Origin of the sequence: Nonomuraea jiangxiensis, from assembly GCF_900099965.1 — a bacterium.
GTDB lineage: Bacteria > Actinomycetota > Actinomycetes > Streptosporangiales > Streptosporangiaceae > Nonomuraea > Nonomuraea jiangxiensis.
This window is the reverse complement of the sequence record NZ_FNDJ01000003.1, coordinates 239800-260881: the sequence shown is the minus strand read 5'-3', so window position 1 is coordinate 260881 and position 21082 is coordinate 239800. Positions and strand designations below refer to the sequence as shown.

18 protein-coding genes are annotated in these 21082 nt (G+C 70.7%); 13 read left to right on the top strand and 5 right to left on the bottom strand.

What is annotated here, in order from left to right:
- Positions 1–40 precede the first annotated feature (40 nt).
- Both BLS95_RS07485 and cofD read right to left on the bottom strand, forming a co-directional pair.
- Positions 41–1354, bottom strand: coding sequence for a coenzyme F420-0:L-glutamate ligase (locus tag BLS95_RS07485; protein ID WP_245764902.1), 1314 nt, complete (start codon positions 1352–1354; stop codon positions 41–43).
- Positions 1351–2289, bottom strand: a complete 939-nt coding sequence (cofD, locus tag BLS95_RS07480; RefSeq protein ID WP_090930141.1) for a 2-phospho-L-lactate transferase — start codon at positions 2287–2289, stop codon at positions 1351–1353. The genes BLS95_RS07485 and cofD overlap by 4 nt, the downstream gene beginning before the upstream one ends.
- A gap of 181 nt (positions 2290–2470) precedes the next feature.
- Between cofD and BLS95_RS57675 the strand changes: the two genes are divergently transcribed.
- The 4 genes from BLS95_RS57675 to BLS95_RS07460 all read left to right on the top strand — a co-directional run bounded on the left by BLS95_RS57675 (position 2471) and on the right by BLS95_RS07460 (position 9225).
- Positions 2471–4405, top strand: a complete 1935-nt coding sequence (locus BLS95_RS57675; RefSeq protein ID WP_245764948.1) for a hypothetical protein — start codon at positions 2471–2473, stop codon at positions 4403–4405.
- 319 nt (positions 4406–4724) lie between these two features.
- Entirely contained in the window at positions 4725–4985 is a 261-nt protein-coding gene (locus tag BLS95_RS07470; protein WP_020546325.1) for a WhiB family transcriptional regulator, read from the top strand.
- A 134-nt stretch (positions 4986–5119) separates the two neighbouring features.
- Positions 5120–7921, top strand: a complete 2802-nt coding sequence (locus tag BLS95_RS07465; RefSeq protein WP_090930140.1) for a glycosyltransferase family 2 protein — start codon at positions 5120–5122, stop codon at positions 7919–7921.
- Positions 7921–9225, top strand: coding sequence for a DUF5719 family protein (locus BLS95_RS07460; RefSeq protein WP_090930139.1), 1305 nt, complete (start codon positions 7921–7923; stop codon positions 9223–9225). The genes BLS95_RS07465 and BLS95_RS07460 overlap by 1 nt, the downstream gene beginning before the upstream one ends.
- A gap of 18 nt (positions 9226–9243) precedes the next feature.
- On the opposite strand, the gene BLS95_RS07455 is transcribed toward BLS95_RS07460, so the two are convergent.
- Positions 9244–9684 (bottom strand): metallopeptidase family protein, encoded by a 441-nt coding sequence (locus BLS95_RS07455; RefSeq protein ID WP_090930138.1) that lies wholly within the window; start codon positions 9682–9684, stop codon positions 9244–9246.
- 280 nt (positions 9685–9964) lie between these two features.
- On the opposite strand from BLS95_RS07455, the gene BLS95_RS07450 reads away from it, so the two are divergent.
- From BLS95_RS07450 to BLS95_RS07430, 5 genes are read left to right on the top strand one after another with little or no spacing between them, the layout of a single operon-like run.
- Positions 9965–10333, top strand: a complete 369-nt coding sequence (locus BLS95_RS07450) for a DUF3499 domain-containing protein (protein ID WP_090930137.1) — start codon at positions 9965–9967, stop codon at positions 10331–10333.
- Between the two features lie 45 nt (positions 10334–10378).
- Positions 10379–11728 (top strand): phosphomannomutase/phosphoglucomutase, encoded by a 1350-nt coding sequence (locus BLS95_RS07445; protein ID WP_090930136.1) that lies wholly within the window; start codon positions 10379–10381, stop codon positions 11726–11728.
- On the top strand, positions 11725–11892 hold the full coding sequence (locus BLS95_RS07440) for a Trm112 family protein (RefSeq protein ID WP_090930135.1): 168 nt from the start codon (positions 11725–11727) through the stop codon (positions 11890–11892). Before BLS95_RS07445 ends, BLS95_RS07440 begins: the two co-directional genes overlap by 4 nt.
- The gene (locus BLS95_RS07435) at positions 11889–12995 is read left to right on the top strand and encodes an SIS domain-containing protein (RefSeq protein WP_090930134.1); all 1107 of its coding nucleotides are present in this window, start codon (positions 11889–11891) and stop codon (positions 12993–12995) included. Before BLS95_RS07440 ends, BLS95_RS07435 begins: the two co-directional genes overlap by 4 nt.
- Positions 12996–13040: 45 nt before the next feature.
- Positions 13041–13973, top strand: coding sequence for a cation diffusion facilitator family transporter (locus BLS95_RS07430; protein WP_090930133.1), 933 nt, complete (start codon positions 13041–13043; stop codon positions 13971–13973).
- A gap of 74 nt (positions 13974–14047) precedes the next feature.
- Here the strand turns inward: BLS95_RS07430 and BLS95_RS07425 are convergent, their stop codons facing one another.
- Entirely contained in the window at positions 14048–14386 is a 339-nt protein-coding gene (locus tag BLS95_RS07425; protein WP_090930132.1) for a MerR family transcriptional regulator, read from the bottom strand.
- Positions 14387–14490: 104 nt separating this feature from the next.
- Between BLS95_RS07425 and ahcY the strand changes: the two genes are divergently transcribed.
- A complete protein-coding gene (ahcY, locus tag BLS95_RS07420) occupies positions 14491–15918 on the top strand; it encodes an adenosylhomocysteinase (RefSeq protein WP_090930131.1) in 1428 nt (475 codons plus the stop codon).
- Positions 15919–16015: 97 nt separating this feature from the next.
- Positions 16016–17251: an adenosylhomocysteinase gene (locus BLS95_RS07415; RefSeq protein WP_090930130.1), complete on the top strand. Its 1236-nt coding sequence runs from the start codon at positions 16016–16018 to the stop codon at positions 17249–17251.
- A 24-nt stretch (positions 17252–17275) separates the two neighbouring features.
- Here the strand turns inward: BLS95_RS07415 and BLS95_RS07410 are convergent, their stop codons facing one another.
- A complete protein-coding gene (locus BLS95_RS07410; RefSeq protein ID WP_245764901.1) occupies positions 17276–17809 on the bottom strand; it encodes a DUF305 domain-containing protein in 534 nt (177 codons plus the stop codon).
- Positions 17810–18078: 269 nt separating this feature from the next.
- On the opposite strand from BLS95_RS07410, the gene BLS95_RS07405 reads away from it, so the two are divergent.
- Positions 18079–19479, top strand: a complete 1401-nt coding sequence (locus BLS95_RS07405; protein ID WP_425434699.1) for an LVIVD repeat-containing protein — start codon at positions 18079–18081, stop codon at positions 19477–19479.
- A gap of 214 nt (positions 19480–19693) precedes the next feature.
- On the top strand, positions 19694–21076 hold the full coding sequence (locus BLS95_RS07400) for an LVIVD repeat-containing protein (protein ID WP_090930128.1): 1383 nt from the start codon (positions 19694–19696) through the stop codon (positions 21074–21076).
- The last annotated feature ends 6 nt before the right edge of the window (positions 21077–21082 follow it).

The window sequence follows — 21082 nt, the reverse complement described above, 5'->3', positions numbered from 1 at the left end:
CCGATTCACACAAGGGCGGTCAGCGGGGTCGGGAACCGGGTCAGCGGGTGAGGATGAAGTCCTCCGGGTCGCGCGGGGCGCGGTCGCGGGGCGGGGCGGCCGCGTGGCCGACGGCCACGCACCCCATCGGGTCCCACGAATCGGGCAGGTCCAGCACCTCACGGACGACCGGCCGGCAGAACATCGTGGAGGAGACCCACGCCGAGCCGAGCCCTTCGACGGCGAGCTGGATCAGGAAGTTCTCCACCCCGGCGCCCGTCGCCACCACGAACATCTCCCGCTCCGAGGCGTTGCGCCGGTCGTCGCGATAAGTGTGGGAGCCCTCCATCACCAGGCACGGCACGACCAGGTAGGGCGCGTTGCGCAGCACGTCGCCGCGCCTGATCCGCTTGGCGATGGACTGCTCGGTGAACCCGTCGCCACGCAGGTCCGCGATCCACGCCTCGCGCATGGCGTCGAGCAGCTTGGTCCGCGTCTCCGGCGACTCGACCAGCACGAACCGCCACGGGGTCGTGTGGTGCGGCGCGGGCGCGGCGATGCCCGCCGCCACCGCCCTGCGTACGGCCGCCGGATCGACGGGCAGGTCGGCGAACTCCCTGATCGTCCGGCGGGCGAACACCACGTCCCGAGAGCCGTGACGGAACAGGTCGTCGTCGGCGCCGCGGATGAGCGGCCTGATCCCCGGCCCGTCGTCCTCGGTGACCAGGTGGGCCAGCCCGCGTACGATCGCCACCGGAACCCCGGCGAGCTTGCCCTTGACCAGCTCGGCCGCTCCCGCGATCTCGTCGGCCAGCGCCGTGACGGTGGCGCTCAGCGCGTTGCCGTAGCCGTCGGAGGTGCCGCGGTAGTCGTCGAGCGGCCGCACGCCCGCCACCCCGATGGCCACGTCGGTGAGCCCGTGGCGCCACGGCCGCCCGAACGTGTCGGAGACGATCACGCCCGCCCGCACGCCCAGGCCCTGCCTGATGCGCCGGGCCGAGGCGTCGGAGTCGGCGGGCAGCAGCAGCACGGTGCCCGGCTCGGTGTTGGAGGCGTCGACCCCGGCGGCGGCCATGACGAAGCCGTGCCGGGTCTGGGAGATCACGGTGTCGCCGCGCCTGGCGACCACGCGCACGGTCTCCTCCTCGATCGCCTCCGCGCGGTCGGGCGCCTGCCGGACGCGGCCCTCCGCCTTGCTTATGATCTTGGAGGTGACCACCACGATGTCGCCGTCGCGCACGTCGGCGTCCTTGAGCAGGGCCGCCACGTCGTCACCCGGCCGGACCTCGCCGATGCCGGTCACGGCGATCACTTCCAGCCGCCGGGGCCCGGCGGCGTCCTGGGGGTGGCCGGCGGGCAGGTGTGGCATGGTCATCGGGCGAGCTCCTGGGCGAGGTCGAGGGTCGTACGGGCGATGTCGGCGGCGGCGGCCACATCGTGCATGAGGATCGGCCGGGCGACCACCCGGACGCCGTCGAGGGCGACCCTCGCGTCCTCCTCGGCCACCAGCCAGCCGTCGATCAGGTCGGAGCCGTAGAGCTCCAGCACGGCCTGCGCGGTGGTCTTCACCCCGATGGCCGTCAGGCAGGCGTCGGCCATGCCCCGGACGGGCGCGCCGCCGATGATCGGCGAGACCCCGACCACGGTCTTGGGCAGCAGGGCGTCGCGGATGCCGGGGACCTGCAGGATCGTACCGATGCTGACCACCGGGTTGGACGGCGGCAGGATGACGACGTCGGCCTCCTCGATGGCCTCCAGCACGCCCGGCGCGGGCCTGGCGGTGTCGACCCCCACCAGCGCGAACGACTGCGCGGGGACGGAGGCGCGCAGGCGCACCCACCACTCCTGGAAGTGGACGGCCCTCCGGCCGTGCTCGTCCTCGATCACGACGTGGGTCTCGCAGCGGTCGTCGCTCATCGGCAGCAGTCGCACGCCCGGCTGCCAGCGCGTCGTTAGTGCCTCGGTGATCTGCGAGAGCGGGTAGCCGGCCTCCAGCATCTGGGAGCGCACGATGTGGGTGGCGAGGTCGCGGTCGCCGAGCCCGAACCACTGCGGCTCCACGCCGTAGGCGGCCAGCTCCTCCTTGACCACGTGGGACTCCTTGGCCCGGCCCCAGCCCTGCTCCTCGTCGATGCCGTCGCCCAGGGTGTACATCACGGTGTCGAGGTCGGGGCAGACCCGCAGGCCGAAGAGTGTGATGTCGTCGCCGGTGTTGCCGATGACGGTGATGGTGGCCGCTGGGTCGGCCGCGCGCAGGCCGCGCAGGAAACGGGCGCCGCCGATGCCCCCGGCTAGTGACACGATGTGCATGCGGCCCAGTCTTCCACCGGGCTCTGACAACCCCGCTTCGGGAGTGGTTTTCTCCTTTCTGATAGGGGTTTACGTCCTGCTGCTGGTGGATTTGTTAGCAATGAGCTTTCTGGGACTCCCGCGAGGTGCGCCGGGGATGTGGCAAACTCCCTTCGGGCCAAAGGGTCTGATGGGGGTAGTTGTGAGCAAATTCGACGTCGCTCGGCTGAGAGAGCCGGGCGCCTTGGTCATGCTCGTCGCCGGACTGGTGGACGTGCTGGTGCTGATCGGCCACATCCTGGTCTCGCCGAGCTTCAGCGTGTCCACCGTCGAGAGCGCGAGGATGAACCTGCCGGCGCTGGTCAGCCCGGTCGTGACGGCACTGCTCCTGGGCTCCGTGCTGCTCGTTACCAAGGTCGGCACCCCGTCGCCCAAGGCGAAGCTGATCACGTACGGTGCGGTGGCCGGATTGTCGCTGGCGACGCTGTTCGGGGTGATTTCGTTCCTGCTCGGCCTGTTCGCCGGCGGCGGTTTCCGTTCACTGCTGGAGTTCGTGCTCCAGGGTGTGCCCCAGCTCGCCTTGACCGCGATCGCGCTGGTCTACCTGCTGCCGCAGGTCCTGCCCGAGCGGCCGGTCGCGCAGGTCTACCAGCCCCAGTTCGGCCAGCAGCCGCCCCACTTCGGCCAGCCGCAGCAGCAGTTCGGCCATCCCGAGCAGCAGTTCGGTCATCCCGAGCAGCAGGGCCCCGGCTACGGCCAGCAGCCCCCCGCCGGCTACGGCCAGCCCCCCTCGGGCCAGCAGCCGGGTTACGGTCAGCAGGACCCGTCGGCCGCCTACGGCCAGCAGGACCCCGCGGCCGCCCCCTTCCAGCAGCCCGGCTACGGCCAGCAGCCCCCCTCGGGCCAGCAGCCGCCGCCGTCCGACTATGGTCAGCAGCCGCCGTCGGGCCAGCAGCAGCCTGGTTACGGCCAGCAGCCCCCCTCCGGCCAGCAGCCCGACTATGGTCAGCAGCCCCCCTCGGGCCAGCAGCCCGGTTACGGCCAGCAGCCCCCGTCCGGTCAGCAGCCCGGTTACGGCCAGCAGCCCCCGTCCGGTCAGCAGTCGGGTTACGGTCAACAACCGCCGACAGGCCAGCAGCCCGGCTACGGTCAGCAGCCCCCGTCCGGCCAGCAGCCCGGTTACGGCCAGCAGCCGCCGAGCTTCGGCGGGCAGCCCGAGCCGCCCTCGTACGGACCCCCGGCCGACCACCAGCAGCCCAACCCCCAGGCCGCCTACGGTCAGCAGCAGCCCGAGCCCTACCAGCCCGTCAGGGCGGCCCTGCCCGCCGGCCCCTCGGCCCTGGACTACGCCACCCCGCCAGCCGCTCCCTCGGCCCCGGAATACGCCACCCCGCCCGCGGACTACCAGCCCGCCCCGTACGTCCCCGCCGACAGCCAGCCGAACGTCTACGGCCAGCCGAGCCCGAACCCGTACGCGCCCGCCGGGAACGACCAGCCCAACCCCTACGCCCCGGCCCCGGAGCAGCAGCCCGGCCAGTACGCGCCGCCGGAGCCCGCGCCCAGCGCCTTCGCGCCCCAGGCCGACCAGCCGTTCCCGCCGGGCGACACGACCCCTGACGTCCGCTACCCCCAGGCCGACCAGGGCTCGTACTTCGGCCAGAGCGCCTTCGACCAGCCCGCGACCCAGCCGGGTGGCCAGCCGTTCAGCGGGTACTCGGGGCACGAGTACGCCACGCCGAACGCGTACCAGGAGCCCGACCCGCCCGTGGACCCGCGCTCGCAGCAGCTCATGGACGCCTATCAGCAGGCGGAGACCTACCAGCACTCCACCGCGGCCGGCACCCAGCCCGAACTGCGCGTGCCCGACTACTCCAGCCAGGCCGGCAGGTCGTACGACGACCCCTTCGGCCACCCACAGCAGCACCCCCAGCAGCCGGCGGCGTACGAGCCCCAGCAGGGCCAGTACCAGCCCACCCACCAGGCGCCGCCCCAGCCGCCCGGCTGGCCCGAGCCCCAGGGCGAGTCGACGATGCGGCTCGACGCCTCCGCCACGCCCTTCGGCGGCGACCAGCGCCGCCCGGGAGACGACCCGATCGACCCGACCGCCATATACACCCCCAATGAGCCACGCAGGTAACGGACCAGCAATGAACGGCTAGAGAGAAGGTGGGCCGGGGGCGGGCGTCTATCCCGCCCTGGTACGGTTCCGACCGCTGACAGCGTTGAACAACTCCTGCCGAGGCCAAGCACAGCCGGGCGGCGGCGGGGGGCGAACATCACATGCCAAGCACACCGGGGCGAGATCTGGTCTTTCCCCGGATACCTGCATGCCGCTTGACGTCACCTACGGCACGCGCGTGTAATTACAACCATGTTGTTACGCCTTCCTGTGGGTGGGTACTAAGGAAGGCGTCCATGGGGGGCTCCATTGCGGGCGGGCGGCAGGGAGGTGTGCAGTGACCGATCCGGTCATCGCACAGGATCAGCTTGACGCTGAAGAACTCGGCTGGCAGGAGCGTGCGTTGTGCGCGCAGACTGATCCGGAGGCGTTCTTCCCGGAAAAGGGCGGCTCCACCCGAGAGGCCAAGAAGGTTTGCCGATCGTGCGAGGTCCGTGCCGAGTGTCTTGAATACGCACTCGAGCACGATGAGCGGTTCGGCATCTGGGGTGGACTGTCCGAGCGGGAGCGCAGACGAATCAAGCGCCAGGCCGTTTAGGTATATGGCCGAAGGGGTCACGCGGGCCGCCGTGTGGCCCCTTTTAGCATGCGTGATGGCCTTTGACCGGTATGGTGAGCCCGCTTGACCTCTTCGGTGAGTGCGCTGATCAACCCCCCAGGAGTCGTCCACCCATGTCCCGCCCGTACGTCACCGCGATCGTCGTCGCCCACGACGGCGCGCGCTGGCTCGGGGAGACGCTGCGGGGGCTGGCGAGCCAGAGCCGCCGGCCCGACCGCGTGGCGGGCGTCGACCACGGCAGCAGGGACGGCTCGGCCGACCTGCTCGCCCAGACGCTCGGCAGCGGCAGCCTGATCTCCCTGCCCCGTTCCACCGGATTCGGCGAGGCCGTCGCGCAGGCGCTGGAGAAGCTGCCGCCGGTGCCGTCGCCCGGCGGGCGCGACGAGTGGATCTGGCTGCTGCACGACGACTGCGCCCCCGACCGGCGGGCACTGGAGGCGCTGCTCACCGCCGCCGCGCATGATCCGAAGGCCGCCGTGCTCGGCCCGAAGCTGCGCGACTGGCTCGACCGCCGGCGGCTGCTGGAGCTCGGCGTGACCGTGGGGCGCACCGGGCGCAGGGACACGGGGCTGGAGCCGCGCGAGTTCGACCAGGGACAGCACGACGGGACGCGGGAGGTCCTGTCGGTGTCCACGGCGGGCATGCTGATCCGCCGTGACGTATGGGAGCAGGTGGGCGGGCTGGACCCGTTCTTCCCGCTGTTCCGCGACGACCTCGACCTGTGCTGGCGGGTGCGCAACGCCGGGCACAAGGTCCTGAGCGTGACCTCCGCCGTGGCCTGGCACGCCGAGGCGGCGGCCCGCAGGCGGCGGCGCATCGCGGTCAGCGGCGATCATCCGCGCCGGCTGGACCGCCGTAACGCGATCTTCGTGGTGCTGGCCAACCTGCCGTTCTGGCCGATGTGGTGGGCCCTGCTGCGCAATGTGGTCGGCTCGGCCTTCCGCACGCTGCTGTTCGTGGTGAGCAAGCAGCCCGCGAACGCGCTGGACGAGGTGGTGGCCATGGGCTCGGTCCTGGCGCACCCGTTCCGGCTGGTGCGGGCGCGCCGGGCCCGCCACCACGGCCGCAAAAAGGGATATAGGCGCATAAAGCGGTTGATGACCCCGCGAGGGGCGGCCTACCGGCGGCTCACCGACATGGTGCAGAGCTTCCTCGCCGGCCAGGCGCCCCTCGACTCGGCCGGCCGCCATCACCAGCAGCAGCAGGCCGCCGAGGACGAGTACGCCGTCGTCCCGGCGGACACCGGCGCCGTCAAGCGCTTCCTCAGCCGGCCGGGCGTCGTCCTCATGCTCGCGCTGACAGCGGTCGCCGCGGTCGCCGAGCGGTCACTGCTGGGCGGCGAACGGCTCGGCGGCGGTGCCCTCGTCCCCGTGACGGGCGGCGCGGCCGACCTGTGGGCCTTCTACACCGAGGGGTTCCACGACGTCGGGCTCGGCTCGACCGACTGGGCGCCGCCGTACGTGGCCGTGCTCGCCATCGCCTCCACGCTGGCCTTCGGCAAGACGTGGCTGGCGGTCTCCGTGCTGCTGCTGGGCTCGGTGCCGCTGGCGGGCGCGACGGCGTACCTGGCCACCCGGCACGTCATCCCGGCGGTGCCCGCGCGGGCGTGGGCGGCGGGGACGTACGCGCTGCTGCCCGTCGCGACCGGGGCCGTGGCGGCGGGGCGGCTGGGCACGGCGGTGGTGTTCGTGCTGGTGCCGGCCTACGCCTCGCTCACCGCCACCCTGGTGTCCGCCGAGCGGCGGCGCGCCCGCCGTACCGCCTGGGCCCTCGGGCTGCTGCTGGCCGTGGGGACGGCGTTCGTGCCGCTGGTGTACCCGCTCTACGCCGTGCTGGGGGTGCTGGCGGCGGTGGCGTTCCGCCACGCGATCGTCTCGATGGCCATCGCGCTCGCGGTGCCGGTCGCGCTGCTGTTCCCGTGGCTGGCGGAGTTGGCGACGGACCCGGGCCGGTTCCTGCTCGAAGCGGGTCTCAACGACCCGACGCTGGTCGACGCCTCGCCCGCCCCCGAGTCGCTGCCGGCGCTCAGTCCGGGCGGGCCTGGGCTGCCGCCGTTCTGGGTGACGGCGGGCCTGCTGGTCGCGGCGCTGGCCGCGCTCCTCATGCGCCGCCAGCGCGTGATCGTCGCCATCGGCTGGGGCACCGCCCTGTACGGCATGCTGGCGGCCGTCCTGGTCAGCCGGGTCACCGTCGCGGGGGTCCGGGTCTGGCCGGGGGTGCCGCTGGCCTTCGCCGGCGCCGGGCTGGTGGTGCTGGTGGGCCTGACCGCGCATCGCCTGAGCGAGTTGCGTGTCGGCGGCGGGCCCCGGCGGCTGGGGGCCGGCGTGGTGGTGGCGGTGGCGTTCAGCACGCCGCTGCTGGCCGCCGGCTTCTGGGTGGTCAACGGCGTGCGCGGGCCGCTCGTGCGGGACGCTCCCGACGTGCTGCCCGCGCTGGCGGCGGCGCGTACCACGCAGGGCGAGCGCACTCTGGTGATCAAGGGGTCGTCCTTCACGGTGCTGCACGGCCGTACCCCGCTGCTCGGGGAGTCGGAGCTGCCCGTCGCGTCCGAGGCCCGCACCCGGATCGGGGCGGCGGCGCAGGGGCTCATCGGCGGGCGCGGCGGCGACGCGGCCGCGCTGGCCGAGAGCGGGATCGCGATGGTGGCCGTGGCCCCGCCCATCCCGGCCGGGCTGGCCAGGACGCTGGACTCGCAGCCGTCGCTGCGGCGCCTGAGCCTGTCGGAGACGGGCGGCGGCGTGTGGGCGCTGACCGAGCCGGTCACTCGGGTGCCCGCCCAGCCGGTGAGCGTCCTGCACACGCCGTGGCTGTTGGCGCAGGGGGCGCTGGTGCTGGTGATGGCGCTGCTGGCGGCGCCCGGCCGGCGTTCGCCCGAGGAAGCGGAAGCACCGGCCCCGGCCCTGGCGGGTGCGTGATGAGGGCGTTCGTGGAGCATCGGCTCGGCCTGCTGGTGCTGGTCGTCGCCGCCCTGACGGGCCTGTACGGCCTCGCGTACGCCACCAGGCCGGCCGCCCCCCAGACCCACCCCGTGGCGGGCCCGCGCAAGGTCCCGGTCGCGTCGGTCACCGCGGTCTGCCCCGGCGGCAAGGGCGAGCAGGTCGACGTCTACCTGCCCGGCACCCTGTCGCACGAGGACCTGGCGGACGAGCCGTACGTCACCAGCGGCCCCGCCGGCCTGGAGGCGGGCTACCTGACCCGGGCCACCGCCGGGGCGGCCCGCGGCCTGGCCGGGGTCCGCTGCACCGAGCCCGCCGCCGCGACGTGGCTGGTGGGCCCCGGTCCCGCGAACGCCGACCTACGCCTCCACCTCACCAACGCCGACAAGGCGCCCGCCCAGGTCGATGTGCTGGTCTACGCGGCCGAGGGCATGGTCTCCGGCGACCAGGGGATCGGGCTGGAGGTGGCGCCAGGCACGCACAGGGAGATCGACCTCAAGACCCTCGCCCCCGCCGCTGACGTGATGGCGGTGAGCGTCACCACCGTGTTCGGCCGGGTGGCCGTCGCCGCCAGGACGACGCTGGAGAGCGGGGGCGTCGACTGGCTCCCCGCCGCCGCCCCGCCCGCCACGCGGGTCGTCGTGCCCGGGATCCCCGGCGGCGGTGGCCGCCGCGAGCTCCTGGTCGCCGCGCCCGGCCAGGCCGACGCGGTGGTGCGGGTCAAGGCGGTGGGCGAGGACGCCGAGTACGCGATGAGGGGCCGGGAGTCCCTGGACGTGCCCGCGGGCGGGGTGGTCTCGCTGGACGTCACCACCGGGCTGGGCGCCTCGTCCGCGGCCCTGGAGCTCACGTCCTCGGTCCCGATCGTGGCCGGGGTGGTGATCACGGGCACGGGGCGGCACCCTGACGTGGCGTTCACGGCGGGGACCGCGTCGCTGGAGCTGGGCAGCGCGGTGGCCGGCAACCTTCCGGGTTCGCGGCTGGTGCTCACCGCCCTCGGCGGGCCGGGGAAGGTGCGGGTGCAGCTGGTCCCGGACGAGGGGGCGGCGGAGCCGGCGTTCGAGGTCTCCGTGCCGGCCGGGCGGACCAGGAGCGTGCCGCTGAAGGGCAAGGGGGAGTTCGCGGTGGTGGTCTCGCCCGTGTCGGGGAAGGTCTACGGCGGGCGGGTGGTGGAGGAGAACCAGAAGACGGGCCTGCTGATCACGGCCCAGCCGCTGGCCCCGGCCCGGATGTGGACGCTGCTGCCACCGCTCGACGACTCCCCGCGCGTGGTGCTGCCGTAAGGGCTCGCGCGGCCCGGGTCAGCGGCGGTCGTCGTAGCCGGGGTCCACGGTCTCCGGCGAGATGCCCAGCAACGTGGCGACCTGCTCCACCACCGTGTCGTGGACCATGGCGCCCAGCGTGTCGCGGTCCCTCGCCCTGGCCTCCAGCGGGCGCCGGTAGATCACGATCGCGGCCGGACGCTGGCCGGTCGCGGTGTCCGCGCGGCCGAAGGGGATCGGATCCGAGGTCAGCCCCGGGCCGTCGCCCAGCTCGCTCAGCGGCGGCACCTCCTCGACCGCGAACTCCACCACCGACAGCTGCCGCTCCCAGCGGGGACGGAGCCGGTCGACGGCGTCGAGGACGAGGTCGTCGAAGCGCTCGCTGCGGGACTTGGCCAGGGGCACGTGCGAGGGGGCGAGGGGGCCGCGGAGACCGCGGCCGTGGCGGTCGCGCCGTCTGGGACCGCGCTTGTGATTCACGACAGCAAGTGTACGGGGCGGGCCGCGCGGTCACAGGGAGCGGCGTCGCCGTCGCGCGGAGGCGAAATCGGGGGTTTGAAGTGAGTGCCCGGGTGGTAAAGGCAGGGGTGCCTAGAGGTGCGTACCGAGGCTTGCGTGACGGGCGAGCGGTGTCCGGGAAGCCCGATGGCATCGGGCATGTGGGTCGAAAGCCTGCGACAGGTGTCCGAATTGTGGCGACACGCTCGTAAAGAGCGCTCAGATAGTGGCGCCTGGCACTCTTACCGGATACGGTCCCTCCGTGAGCCCCGTCCGCCGCTGTTCCCGCACCGCCTGCAGCCAGCCTGCCGTCTTCACGCTCACGTACGTATACGCCGACTCGACCGCTGTCCTCGGCCCCCTGGCGACGTACGCGGAGCCACACTGCTATGACCTGTGCGCCGAACACGCCGAGCGGCTGACCGCTCCCCGTGGCTGGGAGGTCGTACGCCTGCCGACGGACGGCGCGTCCCCCAGCTCCGACGATCTGGAGGCGCTGGCCAACGCGGTCAGGGAGGCCGCGCGGCCCACGCCGTCCGGCAGCGGTGAGCCCGTCGGCCAGGGCGTCGAGGTCGGCCGCCGGGGGCACCTGCGCGTTCTGAGGTCGGCCCAGCAGCATCGCGACCGGTAGGCTCGTTTTACACGGAGGAGAACGACCTAAGGGCGGAGCTGGAGAGTGGGCGACCTCGCCAAGATCTTCAAAGCGTATGACGTTCGCGGGGTGGTGCCCGACGAGCTCGACGAGCCGACCGCCGAGGCCGTGGGGGCGGCCTTCGTGGAGATCATGGGTGCCGAGTCGGTCGTGGTGGCGCACGACATGCGGGAGTCGTCCGTGCCGCTGGCCGAGGCGTTCATCCGCGGAGCGCTGTCGCGTCGCGCCGATGTGGTGCACGCCGGGCTGGGATCCACCGACCTGCTCTACTACGCCAGCGGGAGCCTCGGGCTGCCGGGCGTGATGTTCACCGCCAGCCACAACCCCGCCCGCTACAACGGGATGAAGATGTGCCGCTCAGGCGCGGTGCCGATCGGCGGCGAAACGGGGCTGACGGAGATCCGCGACAGGGCCGCCGAGCTGGTCGGGGTCACGGCCACGCCGGTCGGATCGGTGATCGAGAAGGATCTGCTGCCCGGCTACGCCGAGCACCTGCGCACGCTCGTCGAGCTGCGCGGCATCAGGCCGCTCAAGGTCGTCGTCGACGCCGGCAACGGCATGGGCGGGCACACGGTGCCGGCGGTCTTCGAGGGGCTGCCGATCGAGCTGACCCCGCTCTACTTCGAGCTGGACGGTGACTTCCCGAATCACGAGGCCAACCCGCTGGAGCCGCACAACCTCGTCGACCTGCAGCGGACGGTGGTCGAGAGCGGTGCCGACCTGGGGCTGGCCTTCGACGGTGACGCCGACCGGTGCTGGGTGATCGACGAGCGCGGCGAGTCGGTCTCGCCGTCGGCCATCACGGCCCTGGTCGCCGTGCGGGAGCTGGCCAAATATCCGGGCGCGACGATCATCCACAACCTGATCACGTCGCTCGGCGTGCCCGAGATCGTGCGCGAGCACGGCGGCGTCCCGGTGCGCACCCGCGTGGGGCACTCGTTCATCAAGGCCGAGATGGCCCGCACGGGCGCCGTTTTCGGCGGCGAGCACTCGGCTCACTACTATTTCCGTGACTTCTGGTTCGCGGACTCCGGGATGCTGGCGGCCATGCACGTACTGGCCGCCCTGGGGGAGCAGGACAGGCCGTTGTCCGAGATGGTGGCCGCCTACTCGCGCTACCACTCCTCGGGCGAGGTCAACAGCGCCGTCTCCGACCAGGGCGAGGCGTTGCGGCGGGTGCGCGAGGCGTTCGCGGGGCGCGGTGACTTCGACGAGCTCGACGGGCTGACCGTGACCGGGTCCGGCTGGTGGTTCAATCTGCGGACGTCCAACACCGAGCCGCTGCTCAGGCTGAACGCGGAGGCCGCTGACGCTGGCATGATGTCGGCGATCAGGGACGAGGTCCTCGCCATTGTGGGAAAGGTGTCAGAGTGAAGATCGACGACTGGCTGCTGGAGATCCTGGCCTGTCCGGCGTGCAAGGCCCGGCTGCGCGCGGAGACCGAGGCCGAAGAGCTGGCCTGCACGGGTTGCGGCCTGATCTACCCGGTCCGGGATGACATTCCCGTCCTGCTCGTCGACGAGGCCAGGAAGCCGTGACCTGGGAGCCGGCGCGGCTCGACGACCAGCGGCACCTCACCGAGGGCGATCCGGGCGGCATGCTGCTCGCGGTCGCCGCCTCCGCCGCTCACGTGCGCACCGGCTACCGCATCGCCGTCGAGTCCCGCGTCGACCGCCTGGCGAGCCAGGGGCGCCCGCGTGCCATCGTGGTCGCGGGCATGGGCGGCTCGGGCATTCCGGGTGACATCCTCACGGCCGTGGTGGGCAACGGCGCGCCGCTGCCGGTCGTGTCCCTGCGCTCCTACCAGCTTCCCGGCTGGGTCGGCGCGACCGACCTGGTCGTCGTCGTGTCGAGCTCGGGCGAGGCCGAGGAGACCGTGTCCGTGGCCATGCAGGCCGTGCGGCGGGGCTGCTCGCTGCTCGGCGTGGGCGCCCCCGGCTCCCAGCTGGAGGCCATCGCCACCCAGGCCTCGGCGGTCTACGTGCCGGTGCCCGTCTCCGGCCAGTCCAGGGCGAACATCTGGCTGCTGACGATCCCGCTGATCGTGGCCGCGGCCGCGCTGCGGCTGGTCCCGGCCGACGCCGACCTCTACGAACGGGTGGCCAGTTCACTGGAGGACATGGCACACCGGTGCAGGCCGTCCAGCGAGTCGTTCATCAACCCCGGCAAGTCGCTGGCCATGGACCTCGCCGACAACCTGCCGATGATCTGGGGGTCGTCGCCGGCGGCGGGGGTGGCGGCCTACCGGCTGGCCTCCCAGCTCAACACCAACGCGAAATATCCCGCCATCCACGGCGAGCTGCCCGAGGTCTGCCACAACCAGGTGGTCGCCTTCGACGGGCCGCTGGCTGAGCGGGACATCTTCGCCGACGCGCCGGGCCCCGCGATCAGGCTCGTGGTGCTGCGCGACGTGGAGGAGCACCCGCAGGTGACGCGGCGGCGCGAGGCGGCCGTACGCCTGGCGCGCGACCGGGACGTGGCGGTCAGCGAGCTCGCGGCCGAGGGCGAGCACCCGCTGGAGCGGATCGCCACGCTGGTCGGGCTGGGCGACTACGCCAGCACGTATCTGGCGCTGGGATACGGCATCGACCCGACGCCTGTCTCGGCGATAGCTGAGCTGAAGGCCAGAATTTCACAATAGGATCCCCTTTCGGGCCTTTGAGCAATATATGAGTGGAGCAGATCGGTGAGCGCGAGTGGCGGTACGAAGGCGATCATTGCGGCGTTGACCGCCAACCTGGCGATCGCCGTGGCCAAGTTCGTGGCCGCGGCCTTCACGGGGTCCTCGTCCATGCTGGCGGAGGGCATTCACTCGGTCGCCGACTCGGGCAACCAGGTGTTGCTGCTGGTCGGCGGCAAGCGGGCGGCGCGGGCCAGCACCAGGGAGCATCCGTTCGGCTACGGCCGCGAGCGTTACTTCTACGCCTTCGTGGTGGCCGTCGTGCTTTTCACCATCGGCGCGGCGTTCTCGATCTACGAGGGCGTGCACAAGCTTTCCGATCCGCATCGGGTGGAGGCGCCGATCTGGGCGTTCGCGGTGCTGATCTTCGCGATCGTCGCCGAGTCGTTCTCGTTCCGTACGGCGATCAAGGAATCCAACGCCGTACGCGGCAAGCAGTCGTGGGTCGCCTTCGTCCGCCGCTCCAAGTCACCCGAGCTGCCCGTCATCCTGCTGGAGGACCTGGGCGCGCTGCTCGGCCTGATCTTCGCGTTGTTCGGCGTGACGATGGCCGTCATCACGGACAACGGCGTCTGGGACGGCGTCGGCACCCTGATGATCGGCGTGCTGCTGGCCGTGATCGCGGTTGTGCTGGCCATGGAGACCAAGTCGCTGCTGGTCGGCGAGGGCGCCACCCCCGAGATGGAGGCGCAGATCCGCGCCGCGCTGGAGAGCGCGCCCGAGGTGGACCGGATCATCCACATGCGCACGCTGCACCTGGGCCCGGAGGAGCTGCTGGTGGGGGCCAAGATCGCGGTCGCCCACAACGACACGGCGGGCGAGGTGGCCCGGGGCATCGACGAGGCCGAGCGCCGCATCCGCGAGGCCGTGCCGATCGCCCGGGTCATCTACCTGGAGCCGGACCTGGACAGGGCGCCCAGCACCACGGCCCGCCCGTAGCGGGCCGACCGCGGCGGGCCGATCGCGGCGGGTCCGCCCGTAGCGGGCCGACCGCGGCGGGCCGGAGGGCGGGCTCACCTGCCGGGCGGGCGCAGCAGTCGCAGGGCCTTCTCCTTCTCGAAGTCCAGGGCCCTGCGCGGCACCTGGATGCGCCCGATCCGCACCCCCAGATCGCGCACCGCCGCCGCCACCGCGGGCTCGCTCAGCACCCGCAGCGCGAACGCCAGCTCCGCCGGCGACACGTCGAACCGCTTCTCCAACTCCACCCCCTGCGCCACGGCGGCCAGCTCGTCGGGCCCGAAGCGCCGGTGCGCCCCCTGCTCCCGCACCGGTGGTAGCAGACCGAGCGCCTCCCGGTATCGGAGCATTCGGGGGGACATACCGAGCCGCTTGGCAGCTTCCGTGATGCGCATTCTTACATTCTTACGTCAGTTTCAGCATCCTGAAGGTGCGTCCGCGGCGTCGTGCCACCTAAACTCGTCTACCGGAACACATCCGTGACGCGAGGGGACACCCAATGGACTTCAAGGTCGCTGACCTTTCACTGGCCGACTTCGGTCGCAAGGAGATCCGGCTCGCCGAGCACGAGATGCCCGGCCTCATGGCGGTTCGCAAGGAATACGCGGCTTCCCAGCCCCTTCGCGGCGCGAAGATCATGGGCTCCCTGCACATGACGATCCAGACGGCCGTCCTCATCGAGACGCTGGTGGCGCTCGGCGCCGAGGTCCGCTGGGTGAGCTGCAACATCTTCTCCACGCAGGACCACGCCGCCGCCGCCGTGGTCGTCGGCCCCGAGGGCACCGTCGACGACCCGAAGGGCGTGCCGGTGTTCGCCTGGAAGGGCGAGACGCTGGAGGAATACTGGTGGTGCACCGAGCAGGCCCTGACGTGGCCGGGCGGTGACGCGCCCAACATGATCCTGGACGACGGCGGCGACGCCACGCTGCTCGTGCACAAGGGCGCCGAATACGAGAAGGCCGGCGCCGTGCCCGCGGCCACCGCCGAGGACCCGGAGGAGTGGCACGTCATCATCGACCTGCTCACCCGGACGGTCGGCGCGGACAAGACGTGGACCCGGATCGCCGAGAGCATCAAGGGCGTCACCGAGGAGACCACCACCGGCGTGCACCGCCTCTACGAGATGCACAAGAACGGCCAGCTCCTCTTCCCGGCGATCAACGTCAACGACTCGGTCACCAAGTCCAAGTTCGACAACAAGTACGGCTGCCGCCACTCCGTCATCGACGGCCTCAACCGCGCCACCGACGTGCTGATCGGCGGCAAGGTGGCCGTGGTCTGCGGCTACGGCGACGTCGGCAAGGGCTGCGCCGACGCGCTGCGCGGCCAGGGCGCCCGCGTCATCGTGACCGAGATCGACCCGATCTGCGCGCTGCAGGCGGCCATGGACGGCTTCCAGGTCACCACGCTCGACGAGGTCGTCGGCATCGCGGACATCTTCGTCACCGCCACCGGCAACTTCAACATCATCACCGCCGCTCACATGGCGCGGATGAAGCACCAGGCGATCGTCTCGAACATCGGTCATTTCGACAACGAGATCGACATGGCGGGCCTGGCCAAGACGCCCGGCGTGGTGAGGAACAACATCAAGCCGCAGGTCGACGAGTGGGTCTTCGAGGACGGGCACTCGATCATCGTGCTGGCCGAGGGCCGGCTGATGAACCTCGGCTGCGCGACCGGCCACCCGAGCTTCGTGATGTCCAACTCGTTCACCAACCAGGTGATCGCGCAGATCGAGCTGTTCACGAAGACGGCCGAATACCCGATCGGCGTCTACACGCTGCCCAAGCACCTGGACGAGAAGGTCGCCCGGCTGCACCTGGACGCGCTGGGCGTCAAGCTCACCGAGCTCACCAAGGAGCAGGCCGCCTACATCGGCGTTCACGTCGAGGGGCCGTACAAGTCCGACCACTACCGCTACTAGATCTGCTCCGGTAGAAGACCGCTCCGGGAGGGGTTAGCGCCCTCCCGGAGCTTTCCCTTATCAGGGCGCTCCCGTCCCCTTCGCTCAAAGGCTGGCCATGGATCTCAGTGATAGCGGTGAGCGGCAGATCTCCTGGGCCGCGCGTTCGATGCCGGTGCTGACGGCGATCGGGGAGCGGTTCGGGCTCGAACAGCCGCTCGCCGGGGTGCGGATCGCCGCCTGCCTGCATGTCACCGCCGAGACGGCCGTGCTGATGGGGGCCCTGATGGCGGGGGGCGCGCAGATCGCCCTGGCCGCCTCGAACCCGCTGTCCACGCAGGACGACGTGGCCGAGTCCCTGCGGACCTACGGGATGGCGGTGCACGCGCGGGCGGGGGTGGACCGGGCCACCTACTACCGGCACATCCACCAGGCGCTCGATGTCGAACCCGACCTCGTCCTCGACGACGGGTGCGATCTGGTGAACATCCTGCACACCGAGCGTACGGACCTGCTCGAACGGGTCTCCGGCGGGTGCGAGGAGACAACGACCGGGATCATCAGGCTGCGGCAGATGGCCGCCGAGAACGCCCTGCGGTTCCCCGTCGTGGCGGTGAACGACACGCGGACCAAGCGCATGTTCGACAACCGGTACGGCACCGGGCAGTCCACGCTCGACGGGATCATGCGGGCCACCAACACCATGCTGGCGGGGCGTACCGTGGTCGTGGCCGGGTTCGGCTACTGCGGGCGGGGGGTGGCCGAGCGGGCCAAGGGGTTCGGGGCGCGGGTGATCGTGACCGAGATCGACGCCGTCAAGGCGCTCGACGCCATCCTGCAGGGCTACGAGGTACGGCCCATGGCCCAGGCGGCGACGCTCGGCGACCTGTTCGTCACCGTGACCGGCAACCGCGACGTGATCAGGGCCGAGCACCTGTCGGTCATGAAGGACGGCGCCATCCTGGCCAACGCGGGGCACTTCGACGTGGAGATCGACGTGCGGGCGCTGGACGAGATGGCGCGCGAGGTGCACCGGGGCGTGCGGCCCAACACCGACGAGTACGTCATGCCCGGCGGCAACCGGCTGCTGCTGCTGGCCGAGGGGCGGCTGGTCAACCTCACCGCCGCCGAGGGCCATCCGGCGGCCGTCATGGACATGTCCTTCTCCGCGCAGGCCCTGGCCGTGGAGTGGCTGGTCGGCGAGCGGGCGAACATGGCGCCCGGCGTCTACGACGTGCCGGCGGAGATCGACCACGAGGTGGCCAGGCTCAAGCTGGCCGCCACCGGCATCGGCATCGACACGCTCACCTTGGAGCAGGAGGCCTACCTGCACTCCTGGCGGGTGGGGTCCTGACCGTGGCTCCGCCGTTCGCGGGGGTCACGGGGTCGCCTGCATCTCCTGCATGCGGCGGATCTCGGCCGTCTGTTCCACGCTGACTTCGGTGGCCAGCTCCTCGATCTTGACGTGCGAGCCGCTGGTCAGCACCTGCCCCGACATCTTGATCGCGCCCAGGTGGTGGTTGATCATGAGCTGCAGGAACTGCCGGTCGAACTCCTTGCCGGTGGCCGCCTTCAGCGCCTCCATCTGCTGGGGCGTGGCCATCCCTGGCATGCCGTCGTGCGCCGCGTGGTGATCGGGCACCTTCTGCTCCTGCTCGCGCAGCCAGGTGGTCATGTACTGGATCTCCGGGCCCTGGACCGCCTTGATCCGGTCGGCCAGGCCCTTGAGCTGCGTGGACTCGGCCCTGCTCGGGGCGAGGAGCACCATGTCCAGGGCCTGCTGGTGGTGGACGATCATGTCCTGGACGTACTTGACGTCGGCGGCGTTCGCGGTGGGTGAGGGCACGGCGGTGGCGGCCTCGGCGGGCGACAACGTCTGCGCCTGCTCTCCGGGGCGTCCTGGGGCGATCACGGGGGCCGTAGAGGCGGCTCGCGGCGCTTGCGGAGGGGTGCTGGAGCTGCAGCCGGAAAGGGCAACCACGGTGCCCACCATGACAACGAGCGCGGCGCGCACCCGGCCTCCCTTAACTGACGCAGTCGAGAATGGGCACTTTATGCGTACATGGGGCAAATGGGAAGGGGTCGAAACGGAACAAAGTTTGACAGATTGCACGCTGGCCTACCGGGCTCGGTGGCGCGAAGATTGCCTAGATTTATGCCCCCTTTATCGGAGGTTCCCGAGTGTTCACCCCCCGAAGAGCCGTAGTGCTCCTCGCGGCTGTCCTCGCGATGACCGGCACCTCAGTGTCGGCCCAAGCTGCGGACATCCCGGCCCCTGGCGAAATCGTCATGAGCCCTAACATCGAGCACGTCACGAACGTGCCCAAGCCCGAAGCGCTGACCGACATCAACACGGACATCGCCTTCCAGGGCAACTACGCCTACGTCGGCAACTACTCCGGGTTCTCGATCTACGACATCAAGGACCCGAAGCGGACCAGCGTCGTCAGCTCCGTCGTCTGCCCCGGCAGCCAGATGGACCTGTCGGTCTACGGTGACCTGCTGATCGGCTCGGTCGACTCCTCGCGCAACAACGACTCCTGCAGCAGCACCAGCCAGCCCGCCTCCGTGAAGGAGTCGTGGGAGGGCATCCGCATCTTCGACGTCTCCGACAAGCGGAACCCGAAGTACATCAAGTCGGTCGAGACGAACTGCGGCTCGCACACGCACACGCTCGTGCCTGACAAGCGGGGCAAGAACGTCTACGTCTACATCTCGTCGTACGGTCCCAACGACGCGTTCCCGGACTGCAAGACGCCGCACGACCTCATCTCGATCGTCAAGATCCCGCTGAGGAACCCGACGGAGGCCTCGGTCGTCGCGACGCCGGTGCTGTTCCCCGACGGCGGCTTCCCCGGCGTGCCGGGCTCCTACCCCGACGGCAAGTCCGCCACCGCGGGCTGCCACGACATCACGGCCTACCCGGAGAAGGGCATCGCGGCGGGCGCCTGCATGGGTGAGGGTGTCCTGTTGGACATCCGCAACCCCGAGCAGCCCAGGGTCACCGCCACCGCCCGTGACGAGACGAACTTCGCGTTCTGGCACTCGGCCACGTTCAACAACGACGGCACGAAGGTGATCTTCACCGACGAGCTCGGCGGCGGCGGCCGGGCCACCTGCAACGAGGCCATCGGCCCGAACCGGGGCGCCAACGCGTACTACGACATCGTCAGGGGTCAGCTCCAGTTCAGGAGTTACTTCAAGATCCCGCGGCACCAGGCCGACACCGAGAACTGCGTCGCGCACAACGGCTCGCTGATCCCGGTCAAGGGTCGCGACATCATGGTGCAGGCGTGGTACCAGGGCGGCATCTCGGTGGTCGACTTCACCGACACCGCCAACCCGCAGGAAATCGCCTACTTCGAGCGCGGCCCGGACAACACCGCTCCGGCGCTCTCCGGCGGTTTCTGGTCCGCCTACTACTACAACGGCTACATCTACGGCTCCGACTTCAACCTGGGCTTCGATGTGCTGAAGATCAACGACCGGCGTACCAAGGGCGCTGACAAGGTGAAGATGGACTCGCTGAACGTCCAGTCGCAGCCGTCCTACAACGACCGCGGTCGCGGCCACGACCACTGATTTCACCTCCGTCAGGCGGTGGGCACCCCCGGGTGCTCGCCGCCTGCGGGCGTTGAACGGCGAAAGATGCTATGTCGGCGACAATCGCCGTTCAACCCGTCAAGTCATGAAATTTCTTGACAAGGTGACATCTGGTCGGGAGCGAGGGCGGGGGCTCACCATCTTGTTCACTTGTGTTCTTTTTTAGGACATACGTGATCAAGGAGGCTCTCGAGTGTCCAGTCCGCGCCGTGCCCTCGTCATGGTCGGGGCGGCCGTCGCGTTAGCGCTGACGGCGATGCCCGCACAGGCCAATGACATCCCGCCGCCCGACACCGTGGTCACCAGCTCGAACGTGACCCACGTCCGCAACATCCCGAAGCCGACCCCGATCGCCGGCACCATCAACACCGACATCGCCTTCCAGGGTGACTACGCCTACGTCGGCAACTACGGCGGCTTCTCGATCTACGACATCAGGAACCCGAAGAAGGCCAGCGTCGTCAGCTCCGTCGTGTGCCCCGGGGCCCAGATGGACGTGGCGGTGTACGGGAACCTGCTGTTCACCGCCGTCGACTCCTCCCGCAACAACGACTCGTGCGCCAGCACGGGCCAGTCCGCCACGATCAAGGAGTCGTGGGAGGGCGTGCGGATCTTCGACGTCTCCGACAAGCGGAACCCGAGGTACATCAAGTCGGTCGAGACCAACTGCGGCTCCCACACCCTGACCCTTGTCCCCGGCAAGGGCCGCGACCGGAACCGCAACGTCTACCTCTACGTCTCGTCCTACCTGCCGGCCGACAACTTCCCGGACTGCCTGCCGCCGCACGACAAGATCTCGATCATCAAGGTGCCGCTGAACGACCCGACCGCCGCGGCGGTCGCGGCCACCCCGGTCGTCTTCCCCGACGGCGGCAACGAGAGCCAGCCGAACCTGCTGGTGCCGACCACCGGCTGCCACGACATCACGGCCTACGCGGAGAAGGACATCGCGGCGGGCGCGTGCATGGGTGACGGCGTGCTGTTCGACATCTCCGACCGGCTGAACCCGAGGGTCACGGCCAGGACCACGGACGAGAACTTCGCGTTCTGGCACTCGGCCACGTTCACCAACGACGCCCGGAAGGTGATCTTCACCGACGAGCTCGGCGGCGGCGGCGAGGCCACCTGCAACGCGACCGTCGGTCCGAACCACGGCGCGGACGCGATCTACGAGCTCTCGCGGGGGCAGCTCAGGTTCAAGAGCTACTTCAAGATCCCGCGCTACCAGGACGACAGCGAGAACTGCGTGGCGCACAACGGCTCGCTGATCCCGGTCAAGGGCCGCGACATCATGGTCCAGGCCTGGTACATGGGCGGGTTGTCCATCTGGGACCTCACCGACGCCTCCCGCCCGAAGGAGATCGGCTTCTTCGAACGCGGTCCCCGCGCGGCCGGTGGCGGCGGCGGCATCTGGTCCGCGTACTACTACAACGGCTACATCTACGGGGCCGACTTCAACGAGGGCCTCGACATCATCAAGATCGACGACTGGCGGACGGACAGCGCCAAGAACGTTCGTACCGACCGGTTGAACGTGCAGACGCAGGAGTCGTACCGGAACCGGGGACATGACTGAACTCGC

Coding starts and splice junctions, on each gene's coding strand:
- BLS95_RS07460 (WP_090930139.1), top strand. CDS start 7,921: ATGAGGGCGTTCGTGGAGCATCGGCTCGGCCTGCTGGTGCTGGTCGTC.
- BLS95_RS07465 (WP_090930140.1), top strand. CDS start 5,120: ATGTCCCGCCCGTACGTCACCGCGATCGTCGTCGCCCACGACGGCGCG.
- ahcY (WP_090930131.1), top strand. CDS start 14,491: ATGGACTTCAAGGTCGCTGACCTTTCACTGGCCGACTTCGGTCGCAAG.
- cofD (WP_090930141.1), bottom strand. CDS start 2,289: ATGCACATCGTGTCACTAGCCGGGGGCATCGGCGGCGCCCGTTTCCTG.
- BLS95_RS07415 (WP_090930130.1), top strand. CDS start 16,016: ATGGATCTCAGTGATAGCGGTGAGCGGCAGATCTCCTGGGCCGCGCGT.
- BLS95_RS07485 (WP_245764902.1), bottom strand. CDS start 1,354: ATGACCATGCCACACCTGCCCGCCGGCCACCCCCAGGACGCCGCCGGG.
- BLS95_RS07425 (WP_090930132.1), bottom strand. CDS start 14,386: ATGCGCATCACGGAAGCTGCCAAGCGGCTCGGTATGTCCCCCCGAATG.